The organism is Streptomyces misionensis (assembly GCF_007896895.1).
In the GTDB taxonomy this organism is placed as follows: Bacteria; Actinomycetota; Actinomycetes; order Streptomycetales; family Streptomycetaceae; genus Streptomyces; species Streptomyces misionensis_A.
Window position 1 is genome coordinate 88,598 of sequence record NZ_VOGW01000041.1, and the last position, 21,266, is coordinate 109,863.

Here is a 21,266-nt window from a genome sequence, read left to right on the forward strand (position 1 = left end):
CCCGTGTCCCATGCAGCCGCATCCCGCCTGGTCAGGGGATGCGGAACGTCCCAGCGTCCCGGAACGGCCGTCCGGGCCGGCCCGGGACGGACGTCCCGGGCAGGCTGTGATCACCAACCGGCGAGCCCGACAAGGGGATCATCACACATCTCGCCGGACGATTCGCGTGCGCACGCGTGGCCCTCCAGTCGACCGACCGATCCGCCCCAGGATGGAAATGATCACCGTCATAGGCCAGACCCGCCCGCCCCGAAGATGCCTGATGCGCCGGCCGGCGATGGTGGCGAGGAGCACCGTGCTCGGTGTGCTCCTCGCCTTGCTGCTGTCCGTCTCCGGCGTCTTCCTCTCCGCCACCCCCGCCCGGGCGAACGACTACTACAGCAGCATCACCGAAGCCTCCGCGGCCAACGTCGACTGGATGTCACGCGTCCCGGACGGGACCAACCTCGCCTGGCTCTCGGTGCCCGGCACCCATGACAGCCTCGCGCTCTGCGGGGGCACACCGGACCCGGACACGGACCAGTGCTCGGGCATCGTCACCAGCATCACCCAGACGCAGGAGAACCACGGCTTCAGCGCGAAGACCCTGACCACCCAGTTCGACGCCGGCATCCGGGCGCTCGACATCCGGGTCCGGGTCGACAAGGGGGACGAGGGGCTGAAGTTCACCGTCCACCACGGCGCCGCCTATCAGTACGCCAACTTCACCGACGTGCTGCAGGCCACCCGCGACTTCCTGAGTGACCACCCCGGCGAAACCGTCCTGATGAACCTGAAGGCGGAGTGCACCGGCTCCACCTTCTCCTGCAAGGACGCCGACGGGTTCGGGACCGACGAGTGGCGCAAGAAGGTCTTCGACTCCTACCTGGACGGCCGCTCGTACACCGGGGACGGTGACGAGAGCACTCCGTCGACCGCCTGGCGCGACCTGTTCTGGGGACCCTCGGTCACCGGCAAGAGCCAGTCGAACCGCGTCCCGACGCTCGGCGAGGTACGCGGCAAGGTAGTGCTCCTCGGCTACCGGAACACCGGCGGCGGCATCTTCGACGGCTACGGGCTCGAGCAGCCCTACCCGGCCGGCGGCTCCAACGAGGAGTACGTGCAGGACGACTTCGAACTGTCCACCATCAGCGACATCGACGACAAGTGGGAGAAGGTCCGCGCGCACCTGCGCCGGGCCAACGGCACCTGGGACGGCAGCCGCCCCGGTGAGAAGGAGCACGAGTACGAGCAGGACGCGCTGTATCTGAACTACACCAGCGGCTCCGGGACCGGCGTCCACCCCTACACGGTGGCGGGCGGCACCCCGACGGCGACCGGTGTGAACAACTTCCTCATCCAGTGTCTGCGCGCCGAGAAGGACCGGTGCCCGGAGTTCTACGCCGGACGCGACGACCGGTTCGGCGGGCGGTCCGACCTGGACCGTATGGGCGTCATGATGATGGACTTCCCCGGCGGGGGGCTCATCGACGAGATCATCGCCCGCAACTCCGTGACGCACACCGACATCCGCGACGTCATGGTGGTCGGCGATTCCATCAGCCACGGGTACGAGGGCGACCACACCTGGCGCTACCGGCTGTGGGACTGGGCCAGGAGCAAGAAGTGGCCGGTCACCTTCGTCGGACCGTACCGGGGCACCGTGCAGCAGGCCGACGCGCAGCCGCCGCGGCCGCCGGTGCTGGGCGAGAGCGGCGGCGGCGAGGCCACGGAGCCAGGTCCGGGCGACCCGCGCGTCCAGGGCGAGTACGCCGGGGACGTGAATGCCGGGTTCTCCGCCGACGGCTCGGCTCACTACGCCCTCTGGGGCCGTTCACTGACCCGGACCGTGCCGACCATCGAGCCGGTGATGCAGGAGCTGAAGACCAAGGGACACACGCCCGACCTGCTCCTGGTCGAGCTGGGCTTCAACGACATCGGCTGGTACGGGGCGGGCGCCGATCTGGTCGGCACCATGAAGAAGTTCGTGGACAACGCGCGGGCGGTCAACCCGGACGTGCGGATCGTCCTGGCCAACGTCCCCCAGCGGACCACCCTGGGCGACGCGAACCCCGGCCTCCCTCAGCGCATCAGCGACTACAACGCGGCCCTCGCCGAGGCGGCCCCCGGCTGGAGCACCAGCGCCTCGCCGGTGGAGCTGGCCGACCTGGACAAGGCGATGGGCTGCGACCCGAAGGCGACGACCTGCGCCACCACCTACGACGGGCTGCACCCCAACGCCCTCGGCGAGTACCGCATCGCCCAGGCGTTCGGCACCGTGCTGCACGAGGAGTTCGGCATCGGCGCCGCCGCGCCCGACGTACCGGACAGCGCACCCGGCCGGTCGCTCGCCACGCCGTCCGGCATGAAGTTCGACGGCACCCAGCAGGGCGTCACCACCACCTGGGACAAAGTCTTCGGCGCGCACACCTACGACGTCCAGTGGCGTGACGTCACCACCGACTCCAACGCGGACTGGCAGGACGTGGTGCCCGGCGTGAGCGCCCCGCGCTACGACATGTCCTGGCAGTTCACCGACCAGCCCTACGACGGCCACACCTACGAGGTGCGGGCCCGCGCGGTCGCCGGTGACGGCGCGGCCAACCGTTCCTCGTGGTCCTCGGCGGTCCGGGGCAAGGCGGAGCCGACGACGGCGGGGCGGCCGCCGGGGCTCACCGCGACGGCCGGCGCGGGCTCGATCGACGTGCGCTGGTCGGCGCCGACCGACTCGCACAGCGGCTCGATCGTCCGGTACGCGGTGTGGGTGTACGACAAGAGCACCCCGTTGAACTACTCCCGGATCATCGGCTACCCGGCCTCCGCCCGCTCCGCCAGGATCACGGGGGTCACGGCGGGTCACGAGTACGTGATCCTGGTCTGCGCCTGGAACGCATCGGGTGAGGGGAAGCCGAGCATGAGCGACACGGTCGTCCCGGGCTAGTGCCGTGGCCGGAAGGGTTTGCCGGGAAGCTCGCGGCGTCCGGTGCGGTGCATCGCAAGGCGGAGCATGGCCCGCGTACCGGATGTACTCGGGTGATGCGACAACGCGGCGAGGTGCCGTGCCGGGCGTCGCGAGCCGGTGAACCTTTCCGGTCGCAGCACGAGCGACCGGGTGCGCCGCATGTGCCGAGCGCTTCGTTCGGGGATACGTTCCGAGTGGGGCGCTCGGCCGCTCGCCGTTCTTCGCGGACGGCGCCACAGCCGGGTGCACTCCAGGCGACGCGGGTCGCCGACCGCCGGCATTCGTGGCACTACCTCGGGGAGGCCGCCGAGCGGGCTGTGGCCCGCCACCGCCGCTGCCTTCGCGTCCTGGTCCCCGATCGCGAGGCGAAGCGTGCCCCGCACCGAGCGGGCCGGCGAGTCGGTGCGCAGCCACATTCATCGCGCCATGACCAAGCTGAACGCCCGCGACCGCGCCCAGCTGGTCGTCATCGCGTACCAGAGTGGCCTGGTGAAGCCGCATCCCCACGCGTGATCCAGGCGTTCGCGGCCAGGATTTGTGGCTGACCGATCGCGGCGTTCCCGCGGACCCAGGCGTCGTACCGGATGCGCCGGGAGACGTCCTTGCCGTTGCCGGGGTTCTCCGTCTCAACCCCGTAGAGCCCGTCGTTGCCGACGGTGCCGGTGCTCTTGTCCCGGCTTCAGGATCGGCTTCTCCGCCACGATGGCGTCGTAGCTGTTCCTCGCCGCTCCCCACAACTCGACGCGCTCCCCTCCTCGGTGGCGGACCAGGGAACGTCCTCCAACCGCCTCCGGGGCCGGAAGGGAAGCCTGGGAACCCGTGCGCCGTCGATCTGCTGAGAACCGCGGGTACGGGGCGACGCTGCGAAACTCCCGTAGGCGGCGGTGCCGGCGGCGATGAGGTGTTCGGCTCCCCCCGGCGTCATCTCCTCCGGCGCCGTCCCCTCCGGCGCCGTCCGCTCCGGCGGCTGTCGGGGGGCCGGTTCGGCGATCAGGTCGGCGGCCTTGCGGAGCCACGCGCATCCAGGGCTATCCCAACGGCGGGCATCAGCCCCAAGGCCTGGGCCACCCTCCTGACCTGCGCGCTGAAGGTCCTCAAAGCGGCCGATGTCCGCTGAAACGACCACGCCACACGCCGGACGGCACGGTCTCGACGAAGAGCGTGCGGTCGACGGTTCTACGCCGGAGCGTGCCGCGCATACGCGGTGCGCCGGGACAGCCAGGCGCGGTAGCGGCGCAGGGCCCGTCGCTGCTTGCGCTGCTCGGAGACGAGGGCGAACGCCGGATGGGTGTGAGGGGTGGGGCGGCTTCCGCGGGCGATGCGGCGCATCTGGTGGCGGACCTGTGCCATGCCGGCGGCCGAGGCGAGGGCCTTGTCGGACCAGGTGACCGGCCGCAGTCGCCGGTCGGCCTCCCGTCCCCGGCGCCAGCGGTCGGGCAGGTCCGGGGTGACGGCGAGGGCGGTGCCCATTCCGATGACCGCCACGCCGCTGTCGAGAACCCTCTCCGCGGTGTGCCGCTGGGTGATGCCGCCGGTGAGCATCAGCGGCAGCGGGCTGGTCTTGACCAGGTCCTTCGCCAGCTCAAGAAAGTAGGCCTCGCGGGCCTGGGTGCGCGCGTCGGCAGGGCGGCCGGACATCGCCGGGCTCTCGTAGCTGCCGCCGGACAGTTCGACCAGGTCGACGCCGAGCGGTTCGAGCATCTCGATCACCTGGCGTGCGTGGTCGGCGTCGAACCCGCCGCGCTGGAAGTCGGCGGAGTTGAGCTTCACCGCGACCGCGAAGGACGAGGAGACGGCGGCGCGGACGGCCCGGACGACGTCCAGGAGCATCCGGGCCCGGTTCTCCAGCGTTCCGCCCCACTGGTCGGTGCGCTTGTTGACCAGCGGAGACAGGAACTGCGACAGCAGATACCCGTGCGCGGCGTGGATCTCCACCCCGTCGAAGCCGGCCTGCTCGGCACGCCGGGCGGTGACCGCGTACCGGTTCACGGTGGCGTGGATCTGCTCGGGGGTCATGGCGACAGGCTTGCCGAAGCGGCTGCTGTGCTTGCCGAGGTCGACGGCGACCGCGGACGGGCCCCAGACGACGCCGGGCATGTCGGAGCCGATCTGACGGCCGGGGTGGTTGATCTGCATCCATATCGCCCCGCCGCCGGACTTGCCGGCCTCGGCCCACTCGATGAACGGCTCCAGCGGCGCGGCGTCATCGAGGACGACGCCGCCGGGACCGGTCAGCGCCTCGGCGTGGACCATGACGTTCCCGGTGATCAGCAGCCCGGTGCCGCCGGCGGCCCAGCGCCGGTACAGCGTCAGCAGCTGCCGGTCGGGAAGCTGGCCGTCGCCGGCCATGTTCTCCTCCATGGCCGCCTTGGCGATCCGGTTGCCCAGTACCTGCCCGGAGCGCAGGGACAAGGGCGAGAACAGCTCGCTGGTCATCCGAGTTCCCCTCTCTGTCTGCAATCGCTTACGATGTGTGCACCGTTTACATTAAGGCGTCAATGTTAGCGCTGCAAACATGAGGGAGTGTGACCTATGTCGCCGGAGAGTGGCTCGTATCATCACGGCGATCTGCGCGCCGCCTGCGTGCGCGCCGCGCGGGAGCTGCTCGAGGAGGACGGCAGCGCCGCACTGTCGCTCCGGGCCGTGGCCCGGCGGGCCGGCGTGTCACCGACGGCCCCCTACCGCCACTACGCGGACCGCGACGCGCTCCTGTCCGCCGTCGCCGCACAGGGCTACCGCGAGCTCGCCGAGCACCTGGCTGCCGCGCACCCGGCGCCCACGACCCCCGAAGAGCTCGCCGCGGTCGCCATCGCCTACGTACGCTTCGCGCTGGAGCACCCGGCGCTGTTCCGGGTGATGTTCGCCGAGCCCTGTGATCCGACCAGCGAGGAACGGCTCGCCGCGACCGCCGCCATCTCGGAGTACGTGCGCGGCATCGTCCGCACGGTCTTCCCCGGCGCCGATGCCGACGCGCTGTCGACCACGGTGTGGGCCCTCGTCCACGGCCTGGCGTTCCTGCATCTGGACGGCAAGCTCGACACCTCCAGCCCCGAGGTGGTCGCCGACCAGGTGGGCGCCGCCGTCCGCGCGCTGTTCACCGCTTCGCCGACGTTGTCACAGGCAGCCGCCGCACACTCCGAGCAGGCGGAGAAATAGGGTTGCGCACAGGGCCCGCAGGCCTTCGGCCGCCTCCTCATGTCCAGGCTCAGGGCCGCCAGGACGTCCTCCTCGACCGCGTCCCAGCCGGGCCCGTCCAGCAGGCGTGCCCGCGGGTCGGACCAGCGATGCGAGGGTGAGGCGAACGCGTCGCGGTTGTTCAGGGCCCGATGCGGCTGCCCCAGCACGTCCCCGAAGGCGCCGCGGCCGGCCTCGCCTTCGCCGCACTCGATTGCCTCCGCGGCCGGGTCGCGCCTCGAACCCCGAGACCAGGAGGGTCCGCACCATCTGCACCCGCGCCGGTGACCCCCGCCCGCCGGGTCCCCAAGCTCGGCGGGCAGGCACCCGGGCCTGCTCCGCGACCGGCTGCAGTACAGGTCGAGTCGTGTACCTTCCCGCGCAGACCCGTGGCGTCCGGGATGTGCGGCCACCGCGACCGGCTGCGCGCCGCGCGAGCCGGGTCGGAGCGGACGGGAGGCTCGCTCAGCGAGGCCGGTTCCTGGAGATCGCGGCCAAGGCTTCCTGGACAGTGGTGAAGTTCTCGGTGCCTGCCTGCGTCAGGTCGACCAGGGATTCCGAACTGCCGGACACTTTTACGAACATCACGCCACGGGAGGGGTGGTACACGCCGGCCCGGTAGTGGCCGCGGTGGACGTCGCTGGGGATGACCTCACCCACCGCCTGGCGGGTCGTGGTGTCGACGGCGTAGTAGCAGCCGGTTCCGTCACCGCGGTCCACTGCGATCAGCTGTCCCATTCCGGGTACTCCCCCAAGTCGCGGCTCCTCCTGAAAGCACGTGGGTTGAACCAGCGTGCTCCGGAAGAGACTTGATGGGCCATTTTACCTCTGACGTGAACCACAGCACCGCCCTCGATGTCACTTACGTACGTTGCCGCGTCTCCGCGGGCGAGACCGCACGCGACGCGCAGCACGGCTTCGAGTGAGCCATCTGTTGACAGCTCCTCAAGATCCTGGTGCCGTCCCCCGGGGCCGCGACGCCGGCCGCCGAGCCCTGGGGGCTTTGTTTTCCGGGTCAGCAGGTCCTGCGGTAGGGGACGTCGGGGATATGGGCTTTCCATTCCTGCCTGGTGAGGGAGCCGCTCCTCGCGCAGAGATTCCGGATCAACTTCGCAGGCGTCACGGCGTGAGTGAGGAATCTGCCGGCCTGGTCCACGCTGGTCAGCATCGAACCGTCGGGGGTGAAGACGACCGCGACGACCGAGCCCGAGGGGTCCGGGGTACCCGTGAACGGAGGGCCGAGCTGACTGTGGGTGCGGCTGTCCCACACGGTGATCTGTGCCTGCCCGCCCGGGTCTTGATGCACCGTGGCGAACAGGCGGCCGTCGGGCGAGACGGCAACGGTGACGCCGGACTCGGTGGACACCGCCCCGGTGCGCACGTCTTCCCCTGCGGGCAGCAGGGTTCGGGCGTCCAAGGTCCTGAGGTACGGCTGGATTTCCTGCGGATAGGAGTAGACCGTTGAGCCGTCATCGCTGATGGCGTTCATCTGCAGGTTTCCGGCGCTCTTGGTGATGATGTGTCCGGACGGGAACGCGACCCGCCCGAAGTTGGGCGCGGCAATCACGGACGTGCCGCTGGGATCGAAGAAGACGGCTGATCCGTTGCCGTCGTAACCGAGCTTCGCGTGTATGTCCCGGATCCGGTGCATGGTGGTCAGGTCCCAGAACCTGAGCGCGTTGGTCCCGTCGGGCATGACCACCTGGGCAGCGAACGACCGGTTGTCGGGTGAGAAGGCAAATTCCTGCATCGCCCCGCTGCTCTGTTTCCAGTCGAGCGGAGTGGGGAGAGTACCGAGCTTCTTCTTCTCGGCCAGGTCCCAGATCTCGACTTCGGGGATGCTGCTCTGGACTGCGAGGAGGCGTCCGTCGGGGCTGAGCGTGGGCTTGCCCGCCGTCGGGCCCGGACTGGGGACAGTGGCCCGTTTGGTGTGTGTCAGCGGGGACCAGATCTCGATGCTGCTGCTGTTGAGGAGCGCGAGGGTGCGCCGGTTGGCGCTGACCGCGCTCTCCAAGTACAACTTGCCTGTTCCCTTGGGCGCTTTGGTGACCGTGGTGATGTCGAGTGAACGGACGGCTCCGTCGGTTCCAACGCATCGTAGTTCGGAGTCGTCGGCTGTGAAGAGCAGGTCGCTGTAGCACTCGCTGTCGGTGGTCGAGTAGTGCATGAGAGGCTTCGTCTGGCCACCGAAGGCCGTTTCCCAGATGACACCGCCTTGGGCGAGGTACCGGCCGTCCTGGCTGAAGTGGAGGGGGTACTCCGCGGGGTCGTCGCCCCCGGTGAGATCTGCCTCCCAATAACCCTCTGCACGGTGGTATACACGGACCTTCCCGCCATTTACGCTCAGGGCGGCGAGTTTGCCGTCCGGGCTGAAGACGACCGGGCCGGGAAGTTCCTTGGCACCCAGCTTGAAGTCGGGAACGGGAATCTTCTTCATCGTCCGGGTGTCGTACCAAGTGAACGGCTGCCCTTTGCCGTTGGGATAGGGAAGGGAGAGTATGCGTTCGTCCGGTGAGAACGAGGTCTCCCAGACGGGAAAGCTGCCTCCGGTCGTGGTGATGATCTTCTTGGCCGTGCGGGTGTCCCAGATCGCCATGGTGGGCTTCGCGTCGGCGTCGGTTCCCTCGGCCCGCAGATAGGTGCCGTGAGGGCTGAGTGCCACCCTCGGCTGGTACACGCCTCTGCTGCTGGGGTAGGTGTGCGTGCCGAGGGGGCGCGCGTCGGTGGCATCGAGCAGGCGGGTCTTGCCGTCCTCGGTGCTTACGGCGGCCACCCTGCCGTCGGCGGACAGCGTGACGTGGCGCACTTTGGATCGGGCGTTGTAGCGGCCGGTCTGTCGGCGGGTGTCGACGTTCCAGATCCCGACGTGGGTGCCGCCGGCGGCGATGAGAGTGTGCCCGGCCTCGTCGAGGGCGGAAGTCGACACGACATAGCCGGGAAGCTTGAGGACCCCGTCCTCCTGCTGATTACTCAGGGTGAACAGTGCGGACCGCGACTCGGGGGTGTCGCCGAGGCGGGCGGAGGCCACCGCCAGTCGGCGGGCGAGCTGGGGGTCAGTGCGGCGGAGCGACTCCGCGGTGCCGGCCACCTGGGCGGAGGCCGCGCGGTCGCGCTGATCGACGACGATCTGTCGCTGTTGGAAGGCGACACCGGCAGCGATCAGGGCGAGGGACAGTGCCGTGGCGAGGAAGACGTTGATGCGTTTGGTGCGGCGCAACTGTGAACGGTGATACTGCCGGCTGGTTTCCAGCAGCACGTTGATGTCCTCCGGGAGCGGGCGCTGACCCGCCCATTCCTCTCCCTCAGCGAGGAGCGAGCCGCTCAGCAGGTCTCCGGGAAGCCCGCTCTGTGCGTGGCTGGCCTGCTGGTCGGTGGCGCGCTGCAGCCAGACGTGGAACTGCCGGTCCTCGGCGACCCAGTCACGCAGGTCGGCCCAGCCGCGAACCAGCGCGTCGTGAACAAGTTCCGCCGCCGGCTCCCCAGGGGGCTCGCCGACGGGTGTGGTGGCGCCTCCGGTGGTGATGATCCGGTAGCGGGTGAGCGCCTCGATGGCGCCGTCGAAGGCTCCCTCGGTGTCGGAGCCGGGGCTTCCCGGGCCCGAGGCCAGGGCGCGCAAGCGCGTGAAGGGAACTCGCCGGCGGGTGGCAGGGATGCCGCCGGCCTCGTCGGCGGGCCGCACCAGCGCGGTGAGGATCCGGCGGGCGGTGGGCTGTTGGTCCGCAGGCAGTTGGCCGAAGGCATGGTTGCACAGGTGTGAAAGGCTGCCCGTGACCTTGCCCATCTGCTCGTAGGCCTCGTGGGTGAGGAGGCCGTCGTTGTCCCGGCGCAACCACAGTTGACGCATGGTCAGTTGCAGGGGCGGGAGCAGCGTGACCGGTGCCTGCCGTGCCACCGGGTCGATTTCCAGGATGTCGTCGACGATCCGGTCCGCGAGATCGGGCGCGAGAGGCAGACCGACGGCGGCGGCAGGCTGCGTGATGATCTCTTGCAGGTCGCGGCGGCTCAGTGTCTCGGGAACATTGCACAGTCCGGGCAGGGCAACGTCCATCAGGCCGGGGGCGAGGGCGCTGAGAGGAGCGTAGAAGTCATTGCGCATGACCAGGAGCACGGTCACGGCGGTATGCGACCTGCTCAGCTCCACGAGCTGGTCGATGGCTCGCAGACGCCGGTCCTCGGCGTGTGTCTGCGAAGAGCCAGCCGGTTGGGTGAGGAGTTCCTCGAACTGGTCGATGACCAGGAGCAGATGGTCGTGGTCCGGCTCGCCGTCGAGGCGGGCCCGTGCCGCGCTCGTCAGGCCATCGGTCACCGTGCCGGGCAGTCCGGAGTTCTCCAGCTCGGTGAGGAGGTCCTGGCCGGGGCGGGCACGCAGGGCCAGCCAGCGGTCACTGCCTGGAATGCCGCCCTTTGCCAGGGCGGGCAGCACGCCCGCGTTGACGAGTGAGGACTTTCCCGCCCCTGAGGGGCCGAGCAGCATCAGCAGCCGCCGGTTTCCCCTCAGTGCCGCAAGTACGCGCTCCACTGCGGCCTCGCGGCCGTGGAACCAATCGGCCTGCTTGTCGCTGAACGGCTCCAGTCCCGGATACGGACATGCCGTGTCCTCGGTCAACTCGGGCCGGATGTGCCGCAGCACCTCGGCCGGGGTGGCGTAGGCGGTGCCGAGCCCTTTCAGATACCGGTCAGGGGAGGCGATGGAGGTGACCATGCCGATCGTCAGCCCGGTCGACTCGTCCACGACCGGTCCACCGCTGAATCCGGTGGTGAGGTCGTTGGCCTTCGTCAGCTGGAGCAGCCGTCCCGTGGCACCGCCCCCGGGCAGCAGGCCGCCTGCCTCTCCGTACCCGAAGCGGCCGCCCGGCGGCGCCTGGGAGGGAAATCCGTATGAGAACACCCGGTGTCCGCGGGAGCCCGCGCTCGCACCCACGGGCATGCCCTGGGCCCCGGGCGGCAATGACCGCAGGCGGAGGACGGCGACGTCCTGGGTCTCCGGCGACCGCCATTGCTCGGCAACCACCGCTGCCATGACCCGCGGTGTGTCCGGCAGGCGGGGAAAGAGAACCTCCACCTGCCCTCCGGGGTGCTGCCCCGCGGCATCGACGACATGCGCGCAGGTGAAGCCGGTCCCGCCCTCGGTCAGGAAGCCCGCCCCGGCGATGCCGCCGTCCGGCGCGAGAACTTGGAAGACACCGCTGAGGACGGCTGGTTCACCTGACCCGGCAAGGCTGTTCACGTCCCCCCGGGAGGTCATCGGGCGGCCGCTTCTGCCCGGCGCCGCATCGCCCCTCGCTTCTTCACGGTGCGTCCTGCCCGGAGTCACCACGCTCCCACACCATGCGGACCTTGAGATGGAGGGCCGCTTCCCCGGCCGTGATGACCGCACCGGCCTTCGCCGACAGGTTCACCCCGAACTCCACCTCCACCTCCCGGGGCCCCGCCTGCCCGAGTTGGTCCAGCACCGCCCGTGCCGTCTCGCGTACGGGGACCAGCGACTCGTGCAGCGTCCGGGGCAGTTCGCGCACCGCGTCGCCGACCCGCCCCGCTTTGACCGGCCCGTCGAACTCTGGCGCGCCTTCCACTTCTTCCAGAAGAATCGACCCGCCGCCTTCCAGCGGCATCCGTGCAAGAGCGGGCACTGTCCTACCTCCTTGGGACCTCCACCTCGGATCTGATCCATTGAACCGGGAAACGTCTCCCGTCGGCCGCTGGTCTCTCCGCTTCCGCAGAGACCGCCACATATGGATCAGGCGATTCCGTGAGCCGGTTCGTGGGTCAGGAAGACGACCGCGGCCCGAAAGCAACGAGCGCATCGGCAAGCATCGCCCGCCACCAGCAGTCGCGGCCGCTGAGCCGGGATCTTCTCCGACCCGACCATTCGGTCCCGTTCGGCCCCGTTCGGCATCGGCCACGGCTGTGGTGCGTCCTGGCATCTGGTCCGGCGACAGTGATGTGACATACCCTCACAGTGGCGGCCTGCGCATCGGAGGTGCACCTGGTGGAAGGCCTGTTCGCCCTCATCTTCTGGGTAGCCGTGTGTGGCTTGGCCTGGCAGGGGATCAAGGCATGGCTGCAGGACAAGCCTGCTGCGAAGCCTCCCGCCCCGGTCGCCCGGCAGAAGCCGTCCTCACCCCCCGCTCCGCGCCCGCCCAGCACGGCGCCGAAGCCGAAGGGGAAGTCAAACGAAAACGGTGCGGCAACGGCGGCGTCCACGGTATCCAGCGCCGCCCACCAGATCCCCGACCAGGACGTCGGCGGGGCGTCGCAGCCGACCCACCATCACACTCACCACTCCGGTGGTGGCCACAGCGCCGGGCACCACCCCGCATACCACGACGGGGGCGGACACCACAGCACGCACCACGACGGGGGCGGCAGCCACCACAGCGGCGGCCACGACGGCGGCCACTTCGACGGCGGCGCGTTCTGACACCTGCCGGGGCCTTCGGACTGCGGCGTTCGCCGCAGTCCTGAACGAGCCTTGACACTACGCACTCAAGGCGTGCGCGCACTACGCATGCGGCCGCCCCCTGGGCAGAGGCGCCGGCGGGCCGCCTTCAAAAGCCACGACTGCGGTCTCGGCGCCTGCCCGCGGCGCTTCCACCCGCACGCGCCGCCGGTTCCGGTTCGCGAACAGGACGGAGAGCGCCGGCGCGGTGACGAGCGAGACGACGCCGCCCAGGACCAGGGTGAAGCGGGCTCCGAGAGCGTCGGACACCAGGCCGACCAGCGGTGCGCCGACGGGGGTGCCACCGAGGAGGACGAGAAAGTACACGGAAAGGACGCGGCCCCGCAGCGGTGGGTCGGCATGGAGCTGCACCAGGGCGTTGGCGGTGGTGGTCACGGTCACCGCGGCACATCCGGTGACGAACAGCAGGACCAGGAACGAGCCGTAGCCCGGCATGAGGCCCTGCGCGGCTTCCAGGGCGCCGAAGCCCATCGTCGCGGAGGTCAGCCGGCGGGCGGTGGGGGGCTTCCCCTGATGGGCCCAGTGGATCGCGCCGAGCAGGCTGCCCAGAGCGTAGGCGGCGGAGAGGCAGCCGAAGGCGGCGGCGCCCGAGTGGAACACCGTGACGGCGACGAGCGAGACGGTGACCTGGAAGTTGAGGCCGAAGGTGCCGACGAAGGCGATGAGGCTGATCGGCAGGAGCAGTTCCGGGGTGGTGGCGATGTGGCGCAGTGCCTCGCGCGCTCGGGTGGGGCCCGGTCGCGCGCGGGCAGGGGCGTCCGGTGTGCCGGTGCGGATGGTGATCAGGCCGTAGAGGACGGCCAGGTACGAGGCCGTGTTCAGGAGGAACACCGGGCCGGTGCCGAAGGCGGCGACGGTCAGGCCGGCGAGGGCCGGGCCGATGGCGCGGGCCACGTTGAACTGGGCGGCGTTCAGGCCGACCGCGCCGGCCGTCTGCTCGTGGGAGACGAGTTCGCAGATGTAGGCGTTGCGGGCGGGACTGTCCACGGCGGTGGCGGTGCCGAGGACGAGGGCCAGCGCGTAGAGGGAGGGCAGGTTCACCGCTCCGGTCACCGTGAGCAGTCCCAGCAGGAGGGACTGGGCGGCCATCGCCGTCTGGGTCAGGAGCAGCGTCCGCCGCTTCGGGTACCGGTCGGCCAGCACGCCTCCGGTCAGGCCGAGCAGGGTCTGCGGCAGGAACTGCAGCGCGGTCACGATGCCGACCGCGCTGCCGCTGTTGCCGGTGGTGTGGAGGACGAGCAGGTCCTGGGCCGCGCGCTGCATCCACGTGCCGATGTTGGAGACCAGCTGTCCGAGCAGGTAGCGCCGGAAGTCGGGGACGGCGAGCGCGTGTGTCGGCGACGGGCGGAAGAGGGCGCTCATGACATCTGACGGACATACGTGTCGCCTGCGACGGGTTCGCCGGCATCGTCGTCGAAGTGATGGAAGGTCGGGTGGGGGTGCATGAGGAACGTGTGGTGGGAGATGTTCCACGCGTAGGCGCCGGCCATGGCGAAGGCGACGCGGTCGCCGACGCGCAGCCGTTCGATCATGATCCGGCTCGCCAGGACGTCCTTCGGCGTGCACAGCTGCCCGACCAGCGTCACCGGCTCGTCCCGGACCTCCGGACGTTTCCAGGGCCGCGGCCAGGTCTCGTCGGGGATCACCTCGAAGGGCTGGTCGTGCTGTTTCGCGGCCGGGGTGCGCAGGTGGTGGGTGCCTCCGCGCAGTACGGCGAACGCGTGCCCCCGGCTGGACTTGAGGTCCAGGACCTGGGTGACGTACCAGCCGCAGTACGCCGTGACCGAGCGGCCGGGCTCGATCCGCAGGGTGAGGTGGGGGTGGCGGGCGAGGATCCGGCGCAGTCCGGCGCCGAGGGCGGGCCAGTCGAACACTCTGGGCGGATGCGTGTAGTCGACGCCCATGCCGCCGCCCACGTTGACTTCGCGCAGGTCCACTCCGCGATCGCGGGCCCAGCTCCCGGCCCAGGCGAGGACCTTGTCGACGAGCAGGAGATGGGGCTGGGCCTGGAGTCCGCTGGCCAGGTGGAAGTGGAGGCCGCGCAGCCGGATGCCCGGGACCGGCTCCATCACCTCCAGGCAGCGGTCCAGTTGTGCGGGATCCATGCCGAACGGCCCGCCGCCCATGGCCAGGGCGACCCGGCCCACGTCGACGGGCAGGTTGACGCGCAGCAGGACGTCCACGGTCCGGTCGCCCAGCAGGGCGGCGAGCAGGCGGAGTTCGTGTTCGCTCTCGACGTGCAGGCGCTCGGCTCCCGCGTCCAGCGCGCGGCTGAGCTCCTGCGGTGTCTTGCCGGGACCGCCGAAGGCGACCGGTGCGCCCGGGACGGTGGCGCGGACGTGGTCCAGTTCGCCGCCGGAGGCCACCTCGAAGCCGTGGACGTGTCCGGCGAGGGTGCGCAGGACCAGGGGGTCGGAGTTGGCCTTGGCCGCGTACAGCAGTTCGACGCGGTCCGGCAGTGCGGCCCGGATCGTGCGGACGTGTCCGCGCAGGCCCGGCAGGTCGTAGACGTAGGCGGGCAGCTCGTCGTCGGGCAGTTCGGCGACCAGGTCGTACATCTCGGGCCTCACCGGACCACCTCGCGGGGGAAGTCCGCGCCGAGCGGGCTGGGCAGGGGCACGTAGGTCGCGTGCCGGTCGGCCTTGCGGGACCAGCGCAGCAGGAGGTTGGCCTTGGCCGGCAGCGGTACGCCGGACAGCAGGGCCCGCAGACGTGGCGGTTCGGCGGCGGTGCGGGCGTAGTCGGCGAGGTGGTCGCGGACCAGGCCCCACAGGGCGGGTTCCAGGGCCGGGTCGAGGTCGGCCAGGGCGCTGAGCATCTCGGCGGTGTGGTTGACCAGGAGGCAGTACGCGACCCGGTTCCAGCCGTGTTCGGGATCGTAGGTGAGGGAACCGCGCACGTCGTCAGGGAGCTCGGCGAGGGCCTGCCCGTGCCGGCCGGGCAGGAGCTTGGTGCCCTCCAGGTCGCGGAAGAACATCTGCGCGGGCGTGCCGTCGGCCTCGACGCCGACGACGACGTTCTGCAGGTGGGGTTCGAGCACGACGCCGTGTTCGAAGTAGGCGGCCAGCACCGGCGGCAGCAACAGCCCGAGGTACGCGTCCCACCAGGCCAGGACGGAGCCGTCGCCGCGGGCGAGCAGATGGGAGACATGGGCCGCGCCGGTCGGGTACTCGTCGGCCACGGCGGCGGCGAGCAGGGGGGTGACCCCGGGCCGCAGGTGGTGGCGCAGGCCGGAGCGGACGATGACGCCGAAGCCCTCCAGGAGGGCGGTGTCGCCGGCCGTGTCGAGGGTGCGGTAGCCGGGCTCGGCCAGGAGTGCGCAGCCCGGGAAGCGGTCGGCGAGCCGGGCGAAGACGGGCTGGAGCAGCCGGTTGAGGACGACGGCCCCGGACAGTTCGTAACTCGCGTGCTTGCGGACGCAGTTGGTGAGGCGGACGTTGAGGCTGAACTTCAGGAACACATCGCGCTCCGGGGCGTACAGCGTCCGCACCGATGCGGTCGGCACCAGCTCCGGGCCGCCCGTGCCGGTGTCCACGACGTCCCCGGCGGCGACCGCCTCGCGCAGCCGGTCGTGGTCCTTCAGGAGCCGGTACTGCCAGGGGTGCACGGGGAGCACGGCGAACTCCGGGCCGGCCACCGTGTGCAGCGCGTCCAGCGGGTGCGGCTCGCCCTCCTCGCGTACGAGGTGGCGGCGTACGGCCAGGTAGCGCAAGGGGAAGCGGGTGCCTGTCTCCGGGCCGTACGCCAGCCAGTCCGCCGGGTCGCCGGTACGAGCCTTGGGCGTGGGGTGGAAACGGTGGCCGAACACCAGGGACTGCTCCGAGGCCACGTACGGGTCCGCGGCCGTCCGGCCGCCCGCCCGCTCCTCCAGTACGACGCGGATCGTCTCCCGGCTGTCCGCCACCTGGCCCGGGAACTCCTCGTTGGCCAGGCCCGTGCGCTGTTCCAGTTCCTCCTGGACGCAGCCGGCCAGCTCGCGCCAGTCCACGGTCACCCAGGCATCGCCGTCGAGCCGCTGCACCGAGCCCTGGAAGCGGTGCGCTCCGATCAACGAGGTCCGCCGCAGCGCGGCACGCAGCAGCAGGCCCTGGCGGGGCAGTCGTACCAGGAGGTGGTCGTCGACGACCGTCACCTGGTGCTCGGGCGCGGACACCTCGCGGACCAGGCAGTTGAGCAGCGTGTGGGTCGTGACGAGGTCGGCCGTCCGCGACGGCTCCGCGGTCGGGGAGAGGACGGTGGTGGCGCCGTCGGTGTGGGGTGCCGTGTCGGTGGTCATGGGGTCGCTCCAGTGGGACAGCGGTCGGTGGCGGAGGTCAACGGAACAGCGCCAGGGGGTTGGGCACGGACGTCCACTGCGCGGCGCCCGGGTTCTCGGACAGGCGCATGGCGACGGTCGCCTTCAGCGGCATCGTGTCCCCGAAGAACGCCGTCGCGTCCTCCTGATCCGGCAGGTCGGCGAAGACGCGGCGTCCGGCCTCGGCGACCGTTCCCCACAGCGCCGGTGGCTCAGCCGCCCGGGTCCGGGCGAGGACGTCGACCAGCTCGCTGAAGACCCCGCTGACCAGGCCGCCGAAGAGCTTGGTGCGCAGCGCGCCGATGTCGTCGCCGGCGCGGGTGCCGAGCAGCGGCGGCAGCGTGAAACCGCACCGGGCCAGGCGGCGCGGGCTGACCCGTACGCCGTCCAGGTCCCGGTACAGCACCCGCACCGGCCGCCCGTTCCGCAGGACGACCAGCGTGTTCTGGCCGTGTGCCTCCAGCGCCACTCCCATGGACAGCAGGGTCAGGGCGGGCGGCAGGACGAGGCCGGCGAGGTCCGCCAGCCAGCGCACCGGGTCCCCTGACACCACGGCGGCTCCGGTCGCGTGCACGGCCGTGAGCGGTACCGCGATCTCCCCGGCGCCGAGGTGGCACTCGGTCGATTCCCGGATCATGGCCGTCAGGCTCGCGGAGGGCAGTCCGTCGACGCGCACCGAGCCGCCGCCCAGCTCCCGCAGGACGCGCAGGCTGCCGCTGTGTCCGGCCTTGTCGAGGACGGCCGCGACCAGCTCGGACAGCGGGGGCCCGTCGGCGACCTCGGCCGCGGAGATGGTGCGCCGGTAGTTGGTGACCTGGACGTCGAGGGCGGTCTTGACGTGGCAGCCGGGCAGCGCGCCGAGCGGTGCGAGGGTACGCAGCGACAGCAGCGGGCGGGCCGGGATCGTCTCCTCCACGACGGCCAGATCGCGGTGGTGGCGGAGCACGTGGTCCCGCTGCCAGGGGTGCACCGGCAGCAGGAACGCGGCCCCCTCGCGCAGTGCCCGCGGCCAGTCGCCGGCGCCCTGCCAGCGGTCGGCCGGGACCCTGACCAGGGCCAGCCGGACGACCGGGTGGTGTTCGGGCGCGTAGGCGAGCACGTCGGCGACGGACATGCCGGTGCGCGTCCGGCAGCAGGGGTGCTGCGGGTGGCCGTCGACGACCGCCTGCTCGGCATCCGCCGAGTCGGCCGGGTGGACCTTCCGGCCCGCGTTCGCGGCTCTGGCGAGGGCCAGGTTGACGACGCTGTTGCCGAGTTCGGCCGCCAGCCGCCGCGCCGCGGGGCCATGCAGGCCCAGCTGTCCCAGCAGCCGGACCGGGTCGCTGATCGGCCCCTGCGGCCCCGACACGGCGAAGTCCCGCGGAACGTCGGCGAACGGCCGCGCGCCCGCCTCGGCCGCCGAGAGCGAACCGCCCCGTCGCAGCTCGACGACCAGAGATCCGGACTCACGACGGCGCCTGGTCACACCGGGCAGGGGTTCTCGTCCGAAGGCGCCCCACAGGCGGGACAGCACGGTGGCGCGTGCTCCCGGAAGTGCGGTCGCGAAGGGCTCCACCAGGTCCGGGCGGACGCGGCGCAGTTCGTCAATGGGCATGCGGTGTCCCTGGTTCTCGCGGTGGCGGGTGGTCCGGTGGTGCTCCGGTGGCACCGACCGCCCGACCGACGCTACGGGAAGACGATCAAGGGAATTGCCAGAGCGAATACAGCGAGAGGTCGCGGACTCCCCCGAAGCAGCGTTTCGCCTTGCGCCGGCGCGGCCGTACCGGCCGAGGAGAACGCCGGGGCACGCCGACTGACCTTGGATCAGGTTCCGACTGCCACCTGGCACACCGAGTGCCGTCGTCCGGCGTCTTAACTCTCGGCTTACGCCACGCTGGCCAGTCCCTTGATGTCGTCAAGAAGCCGCGCCTTGGCGCATGGGCCGACCGTGGAAGATCACTGGCTCGGGGGAGCTTGCGGCGTTTGCGCCACGCGCCGTGGCCGGTGTCTGTGAGCCTTTCGGCATGCGTGTCTTGCTGATCGAGGACGACGACCGGGTGGCCGGGCCGTTGGCGGAGGGGCTGCGCCGTTTCGGGTTCACCGTGGAACACGCCAGGACGGGGGCCGAGGGCCTCGCCGCGCCGGAGGTGGCGATGGTGCTGCTGGACCTGGGGCTGCCGGACATGGACGGCATCGACGTGTGCCGGGCGCTGAGATCCCGCTCGTCCGTACCGATCATCATGATCACGGCCAGGGACGACGAGGTGGACCGTGTCCTCGGGCTCGAACTGGGTGCGGACGACTACGTCTCCAAGCCGTTCGGCGTACGGGAACTCGTCGCCCGGATCCGTGCCGTCACCCGCCGCGCCCGCCCGGCGGTGGCGGACCCGCGGTGTGGTTCGTCGAAGCCCTCGGACGGCCTCGGTCATCCCGGGACACCCGACATCCAGCGGATCGGCCCCCTGACCATCGACTCCCGTACCCGGCAGGTACGCCTCCACCAGACGTCCGTCGCCCTCGCGCCCAAGGAGTTCGACCTGCTCACCTGCCTCGCCGAGGACCCTGGCGCCGTCTGCTCCCGCCGGCAGATCCTCGACGCGGTCTGGGAGCCGAACTTCTTCGGCCCGACCAAGACCCTGGACGTCCACATCGCCGCGCTGCGGCGCAAACTCGGCGACGCGTCCTGGATCGAGAACATCCGCGGGATCGGCTTCCGCCTCGTCCCCCCGGCACCTCCCGACGCCCCGTCCACCGCGGTGCGGACACGCGGCGGAGAGATCCGGTGACCCGTCGCCTCCTGCTCAGCCACCTGAGCCTGATACTGCTCGTCCTGCTCACGCTCGAAGTGCCCTTCGGCGTCTTCTACGCCCGCAGCGAGCTGGCCCGCTTCTCCCGCACGGCGGAACAAGGAGCGATGACGCTCGCCGAGGTCTGCGAGGACAAGATGGAGCACGGACTGACGGCCGACCTGCCCGACCTCGCCCTCGCGTACGGGCGGCGGACCGGCGGCACCGTGCTGGTCGCCGACCACCGGGGTGTCGTCCTCACCGACACCGCTGCCCACGCCGCGGTCGGCGAGGACCTGTCCGCCGAGCCGGACATCTCCGCAGCACTGCACGATCGCCCCACCGTCGGCGCGCGCAGGGCCCCGCCCGCAGACGGTGACTTCCTCTTCGTCACCGTGCCAGGCGGGTCCGGCCCCGCCGTCCCCTGTGTGGTGCGAACGGTGTACGCGCTGGGCCCGCTCAAGGCCCGGGTGCGCGCCACCTGGCTGGTCCTCGCCGCCGTGGGTCTCGGAGTCCTCGCCGCGGCCTCCCTGATCGGGTTCGCTCTCGCGCGCTCGATCACCCGGCCCGTGCAGGCCCTGGAACGCGCCACCGCGCAACTCGCCGAAGGGCGGATCACCGATCCCCCGGCGACCGACCACGGGCCGCCCGAACTGCGCAGGCTCGCCACGTCGTTCACCCGGACCGCGACCCGGCTGCAGCACCTGCTCAAGGCTCAGCAGGCGTTCGCCTCCGACGTGTCACACCAGCTGAAGACGCCCCTGACCGCGCTACGCCTGCGCCTGGAGAACTTCGAGCCGCACCTCGCCCCCTGCGCGCAGGACAGTCTCGACAAGGCGCTCGGGGAGCTGGAGCGGCTCAGTCGCATGGTGCAGGGGCTGCTCGCGCTCGCACGGCTGGAGAACACGGAGATCCGGGCGGAAGCCGCCGACCTCAATGCCGTGGTCTCCGACCGCGCTGACATCTGGACGGCCTTCGCCGCCGAACAGCAGGTCGACATCATCGTGACCGGAGGCGCATCCTTTCCGGTGCTGGCAGTCCCCGGCGCTCTGGAACAGATCATCGACAACCTGCTGTCCAACGCGCTCCGGGTGTCCGCACCGGGAACCTCCGTCACGCTGGCCGTCGTCACCGCCCCCGCACGGGGCACCCGCACCCCGCCCATGGCGGAGCTGCATGTGATCGACCAGGGACCCGGCATGACCGAGACCGAACGGCACAGGGCCTTCGACCGCTTCTGGCGTGCTCCCCACGCAGACCACGACGGCACCGGCCTCGGCCTGCCGCTGGTCCGGCACCTCACCCGCGCAGGAGGGGGCGATGTCACCCTGGAGGCAGCCCCCGGCGGCGGACTCGACGCGGTCGTCCGCCTCCGGCACGCCGCATGCCGCAACCAGCAGGAACGCCTCGTCACCACAGCGGACGTCGACTCGGCGGTCCGACCCGCACCTGCGGGGTGAGGGCCGGCAGGCAGCAGGACAGGGCCGCCCCGAAGGAACCGGTTCCTTGGCCGTCGAGGGCGTGTGCTTCGGCTACAGCGAGACCGCTACCTGATCTGCTCGGTGCCGGGACGTGGTCTCGGCAGCCCGGGATTCCTTGCGGGCCTCCTTCAAGCGGACAACTTCCGAGTTC

Annotated in this window: 13 protein-coding genes and 1 pseudogene; 6 read left to right on the forward strand and 8 right to left on the reverse strand. The window is 71.0% G+C overall.

All coding sequences use genetic code 11. The features are described from left to right. The first annotated feature begins 217 nt into the window (after window positions 1–217). On the forward strand, window positions 218–2,920 hold the full coding sequence (locus FRZ03_RS07500; RefSeq protein WP_186785294.1) for a phosphatidylinositol-specific phospholipase C domain-containing protein: 2,703 nt from the start codon (window positions 218–220) through the stop codon (window positions 2,918–2,920). A gap of 420 nt (window positions 2,921–3,340) precedes the next feature. Beyond that, a pseudogene (locus FRZ03_RS07505) lies at window positions 3,341–3,454 on the forward strand (DNA-binding response regulator); the annotation flags it as partial. 663 nt (window positions 3,455–4,117) lie between these two features. On the opposite strand, the gene FRZ03_RS07515 reads toward FRZ03_RS07505, so the two are convergent. Beyond that, entirely contained in the window at window positions 4,118–5,377 is a 1,260-nt protein-coding gene (locus FRZ03_RS07515; protein ID WP_146464363.1) for an NADH:flavin oxidoreductase/NADH oxidase family protein, read from the reverse strand. Between the two features lie 96 nt (window positions 5,378–5,473). Between FRZ03_RS07515 and FRZ03_RS07520 the strand changes: the two genes are divergently transcribed. Next, complete coding sequence (locus tag FRZ03_RS07520) at window positions 5,474–6,097, forward strand: TetR/AcrR family transcriptional regulator (protein WP_146464364.1); 624 nt, start codon at window positions 5,474–5,476, stop codon at window positions 6,095–6,097. A 483-nt stretch (window positions 6,098–6,580) separates the two neighbouring features. Here FRZ03_RS07520 and FRZ03_RS07525 read toward each other — a convergent pair whose 3' ends face one another. The 3 genes from FRZ03_RS07525 to FRZ03_RS07535 all read right to left on the reverse strand — a co-directional run bounded on the left by FRZ03_RS07525 (window position 6,581) and on the right by FRZ03_RS07535 (window position 11,745). Further along, complete coding sequence (locus FRZ03_RS07525) at window positions 6,581–6,853, reverse strand: hypothetical protein (protein WP_146464365.1); 273 nt, start codon at window positions 6,851–6,853, stop codon at window positions 6,581–6,583. Between the two features lie 277 nt (window positions 6,854–7,130). Then, window positions 7,131–11,342 carry an nSTAND1 domain-containing NTPase gene (locus FRZ03_RS07530; protein WP_186785295.1) on the reverse strand — a complete coding sequence of 1,404 codons (4,212 nt, stop codon included), beginning with the start codon at window positions 11,340–11,342 and terminating at the stop codon, window positions 7,131–7,133. A 61-nt stretch (window positions 11,343–11,403) separates the two neighbouring features. Further along, a complete protein-coding gene (locus FRZ03_RS07535) occupies window positions 11,404–11,745 on the reverse strand; it encodes a CU044_2847 family protein (protein WP_146464367.1) in 342 nt (113 codons plus the stop codon). A gap of 359 nt (window positions 11,746–12,104) precedes the next feature. Here FRZ03_RS07535 and FRZ03_RS07540 point away from each other — a divergent pair, with 359 nt between their 5' ends. After that, the gene (locus FRZ03_RS07540; protein WP_146464368.1) at window positions 12,105–12,536 is read left to right on the forward strand and encodes a hypothetical protein; all 432 of its coding nucleotides are present in this window, start codon (window positions 12,105–12,107) and stop codon (window positions 12,534–12,536) included. Window positions 12,537–12,617: 81 nt separating this feature from the next. Here FRZ03_RS07540 and FRZ03_RS07545 read toward each other — a convergent pair whose 3' ends face one another. The 4 genes from FRZ03_RS07545 to FRZ03_RS07560 are packed head-to-tail and all read right to left on the reverse strand — an operon-like array spanning window position 12,618 to window position 18,463. Then, complete coding sequence (locus FRZ03_RS07545; RefSeq protein WP_146464369.1) at window positions 12,618–13,937, reverse strand: MFS transporter; 1,320 nt, start codon at window positions 13,935–13,937, stop codon at window positions 12,618–12,620. Next, a complete protein-coding gene (locus FRZ03_RS07550) occupies window positions 13,934–15,133 on the reverse strand; it encodes a type III PLP-dependent enzyme (RefSeq protein ID WP_146464401.1) in 1,200 nt (399 codons plus the stop codon). The genes FRZ03_RS07545 and FRZ03_RS07550 overlap by 4 nt, the downstream gene beginning before the upstream one ends. Window positions 15,134–15,141: 8 nt before the next feature. Continuing rightward, window positions 15,142–16,851 carry an IucA/IucC family protein gene (locus FRZ03_RS07555; protein WP_146464370.1) on the reverse strand — a complete coding sequence of 570 codons (1,710 nt, stop codon included), beginning with the start codon at window positions 16,849–16,851 and terminating at the stop codon, window positions 15,142–15,144. Between the two features lie 37 nt (window positions 16,852–16,888). Continuing rightward, window positions 16,889–18,463, reverse strand: coding sequence for an IucA/IucC family protein (locus FRZ03_RS07560; protein WP_146464371.1), 1,575 nt, complete (start codon window positions 18,461–18,463; stop codon window positions 16,889–16,891). A 409-nt stretch (window positions 18,464–18,872) separates the two neighbouring features. Here FRZ03_RS07560 and FRZ03_RS07565 point away from each other — a divergent pair, with 409 nt between their 5' ends. Together FRZ03_RS07565 and FRZ03_RS07570 are read left to right on the forward strand one after the other, a co-directional pair. Beyond that, window positions 18,873–19,634 carry a response regulator transcription factor gene (locus FRZ03_RS07565; RefSeq protein WP_146464372.1) on the forward strand — a complete coding sequence of 254 codons (762 nt, stop codon included), beginning with the start codon at window positions 18,873–18,875 and terminating at the stop codon, window positions 19,632–19,634. After that, a complete protein-coding gene (locus tag FRZ03_RS07570; RefSeq protein WP_146464373.1) occupies window positions 19,631–21,094 on the forward strand; it encodes a sensor histidine kinase in 1,464 nt (487 codons plus the stop codon). The genes FRZ03_RS07565 and FRZ03_RS07570 overlap by 4 nt, the downstream gene beginning before the upstream one ends. Window positions 21,095–21,266 lie beyond the last annotated feature (172 nt).